Genomic DNA, 474 nt, shown 5'->3' with positions numbered 1-474 from the left:
GCGGCATGGGGTGTTCAAGGGCTGATCGCGAGGGTTGAGGGTTTCAGCGACCAGCCGAAGCCCTCAATGATCGACGGGCATTTCATCCATGCCGGGCGGCGTGGCAGGCACGGCGACTTCTACCACGCCATCGCTTTCGCGCACGGGGAAGCGGCGCAGCGCCGGATAGGCGCCGCCGATGCAGTGGCCGTCAGCCAGGTCGAACCGCGCGCCGTGAAGCGGGCACATCAGCGCGCCGCGGCGGATGCGGCCGGTGGAAAGGCGCGCGGCGGCGTGGGTGCAGCGGTCGTTGACGGCCACGATCGCGTCTTCATGGCGCGTCAGCAGCACCTGCCAGCCGCCGACTGCGTGCACGCTGGCTTTGCCCTCGGCAATATGGTCTGCGCTGCCGATCGGGTGCCAGACTTGCTCTTCCACGGCGCGTTGCTCCTTGTCGGTGGTCGGTTGGTCAGATTTCCACCAGCGTCTTGCCGG

Annotated in this window: 1 protein-coding gene; it reads right to left on the bottom strand. The window is 68.1% G+C overall.

The features are described from left to right. Positions 1-63: 63 nt before the first annotated feature. Positions 64-474 (bottom strand): Rieske (2Fe-2S) protein (locus H926_RS0115015; protein ID WP_237741062.1); only part of this gene is annotated, 411 nt, incomplete at its 5' end.

Source organism: Novosphingobium sp. B-7, assembly GCF_000410615.1.
GTDB classification, from domain to species: domain Bacteria; phylum Pseudomonadota; class Alphaproteobacteria; order Sphingomonadales; family Sphingomonadaceae; genus Novosphingobium; species Novosphingobium capsulatum.
Note: the sequence above shows the minus strand (reverse complement) of the source record. Positions and strands in the feature narration are given on the sequence as shown.